The organism is Actinomadura logoneensis (assembly GCF_003428695.1).
In the GTDB taxonomy this organism is placed as follows: Bacteria; Actinomycetota; Actinomycetes; order Streptosporangiales; family Streptosporangiaceae; genus Spirillospora; species Spirillospora logoneensis.
Genome location: NZ_QURH01000691.1, coordinates 1 through 2,871, shown reverse-complemented (window position 1 = coordinate 2,871; position 2,871 = coordinate 1). Strand labels below are relative to the sequence as shown.

The 2,871-nt window shown below is 76.3% G+C and carries 2 protein-coding genes; both read left to right on the top strand.

Translation table 11 applies throughout. The features are described from left to right. A partial coding sequence (locus DZF91_RS25755) for a sugar transferase (RefSeq protein ID WP_147341386.1) occupies positions 1 to 1,393 on the top strand: 1,393 nt, incomplete at its 5' end. Continuing rightward, complete coding sequence (locus DZF91_RS25750; protein ID WP_117359790.1) at positions 1,390 to 2,820, top strand: O-antigen ligase family protein; 1,431 nt, start codon at positions 1,390 to 1,392, stop codon at positions 2,818 to 2,820. The genes DZF91_RS25755 and DZF91_RS25750, both read left to right, overlap by 4 nt. Positions 2,821 to 2,871: the final 51 nt, after the last annotated feature.

Genomic DNA, 2,871 nt, shown 5'->3' with positions numbered 1-2,871 from the left:
GGACCGGCGTCCCGCCCACCGGCGCGGCGCCCGCCACCGCCGCCGCCTCGCGACGCGGCTGCCCGCGGCCGGGTACCGCCTGACCCTGGTGCTGCTCGACCTCTCGGTCTCCGGAGGCGTGTCCCTGCTGTTGAACGGCGCGCCGGGGCGGGCCGCCGCCACCGGGACGATGCTCGTGGTGTTCCAGGCCGCGATGGGCGGATACCGGCCCCGCCGGAGCCCCGGCCTGGTCGACGCGGTCCTGCCGACCGTGGCCCGGGTGCTGCTGGCCGACGTGGCCGCCGGCCGCCTCCTTCCCTCCGCTTCCGCCGCATTTCCGGTCGCCGCTCTCCGGATGCTGGAGTTCGTCCTCGCCGTGTCGGCGCTCACGCTGGCCGGTCGGGTGCCGGTGCACCGTGCCGCGCGAAGCTTCCGGAGCAGGCCGGCGCGGCTGAGGGCGACCGTCGTCGTCGGCGGCGGCCCCGTCACCGACCGCGTCGCCGACCGCCTCGACCGCCACCCCGAGCTGGGGCTGACCGTGACCGCGCGGGTGGACCCGCGGCAGCTCGGCGAGGCCGCACCGCCGCCGGGCACGGCGGACGACTGGCCGCGGCTCACCAGGGCGCTCCTGCGGACCCGCGCCCGTGTCGCCGTCGTCGTCTGCGAGGGCGTCCCGCCCGGCCTGCTGGACGCCGTGGCGCGCACGGCGGCGCGGTATAGCGGCGAGGTCTGGGCGGTCGTGACGACGCCGGGACTGCTGCCCGCCGGGGCGCGCGGTCGCGAGTACCTGGCCGGTATCCCGGTCGCCCGCGTCGTGGACGCGCGGCGGATCACTCCGGGCCGGCGCGCCAAGCGGCTGTTCGACTTCGTGGTCGCGTCCGCGCTGACGGCCGCGCTGGGCTGGCTGATGCTGCTGTGCGCCGTCGCGGTGTGGCTGGAGGGCGGCCCCGGCGTGCTGTTCCGGCAGCGCCGGGTCGGGTGCCTCGGCCGGGAGTTCACCCTGGTGAAGTTCCGGACGGTCCGTCCCGGCGGGGAGCACCACGCGGACACGAGCTGGTCGTTCGACCACCGGACGCTGGTGGGGCCGGTCGGGCGGTTCCTGCGCAAGACCTCGCTGGACGAGCTGCCGCAGCTGTGGAACGTCATCCGCGGGGACATGAGCCTGGTCGGACCCCGGCCGGAGCGCCCGCACTTCGTCGCCGCGTTCGGCGCGTCCGTGCCCGACTACGGGCTGCGGCACCGCATGCCGGCGGGGATGACGGGATGGGCACAGGTCAACGGCCTGCGCGGGGACACCTCGATCGAGGACCGGGTGCGCTACGACAACTACTACATCGACCACTGGTCGTTCGGCGCGGACCTGCGCATCCTGCTGATGACCGTCCGGGCCGTCCTGGTCCGTGAGGGCCGGTGAACGCGCCGGCCGCGCCCGCGCGCGTCGCGGCGGGGTCCGCGTGGGCCGGAGTCCGGGGGACGGACCTGCACGGCGGCCTCGGGCGGCTGCTGGCGCGGAGCCGGACGCTGTGGGCGCGTCCTTCGTGGCTGGTCGCGTTCACGGTGCTGAGCGTGGCCGTCCCCACCGGAGGCGGACGCGTCGGGACGGGGGCGCACGCCTCACCGGGGGATGCGGTCAGCCTCGTCCTGGTCGTGATCGCCGGGGCGCTCTGGACGCGTGCGCGGATCCAGGGCCGTGACCCCGTGTTCGTTCCCCGCGCCGTCGCGCTGGTCCTGGCGGGCCTGGTCGTGGCGGCGGGGATCACGACCGTGGCCTCGGCCGATTCCGCGGCCGGCCTGGTGGGGTGGGTGCGGCAGACGCAGGTGCTCGTCCTGGTGCCGCTGGCGGTCATGGTCTCGCTCCGCGACCGCCGGGACGTGGCCATCGTCGTGGGCGCGCTCGTGGCGCTCGGCACCGGCGAGGCGGCCTTCGGGGTGTGGCAGACGTTCACCGGCAACGGGGCCCTGTACGCGGGACGGCTCGTCCGCGCGGTCGGGACGTTCGGCGCGCTGGACGTGATGGCGATGGCGACCCTCTGCGGGATCGTCCTGATCGCCGTCGTCGCCCTCGCGCTCACCGCGCCGGACGGGCGGCGCCGAGCCGCGTGGCTCGCCGTCGCGGCCGTCGTCGCGGCGGGCCTGGTGTGCTCGCTGAGCCGGGGAAGCTGGATCGCGGCGCTGGTCGGGGTGCTGGTCGTCCTGCTGCGGTTCGACGCCAGGCTGACCCTGCGGCTGGGGCTGTCGGCGCTCGCCGCGTCCGTCGTGGTGGTCGGCGGGTTCGGCGTCGGCGCGGGGACGGTCGGCACGCGCACCGAGTCGATCCTCGCGGCCGTCAACGACCCGGACCGCTCGGTGGGCGACCGCTACAACCTGTGGGAGACCGCCGCGCGGATGTGGGAGGACCATCCCGGAACCGGCGTCGGCCCCAAGAACTTCCCCGCCTACCGCGACGCGTACGCGCCGCTGGGGCTGTCGGGCGGCAGCGACACCGCGGACGCGGCGACCGGGTACGTCCGTGAGCCGCTGCTGTCGCCGCATGACCAGTACCTGATGTTCCTGTCCGAGCAGGGGTTGCTCGGCGCGGGCGCGTTCGTGCTGGCGCTGGGCGCGCTGCACGCGGGGCTCTGGCGCGGACGGCGCGACACGGCGGACGGCCACTGGCTGATGTGCGTGGGCGTCACGAGCGCGATGACGGTGAACTTCCTGTACTCCGACATGGGCGGGCCCACGACCGTCCTGATGGGGATCATGCTGGGGGTGGCGGCCCGGCACACCTGGCCTGCGGCGCCGCACGGTCAGGGGGCGGCTTCGGGCGTGGTGTCCGGCCGGCCGGAGGCGGCGCGGTGACGGCCCCGGACGCGTCGGCCCCGGACGCGTCGGCCCCGGACGCGTCGGCGG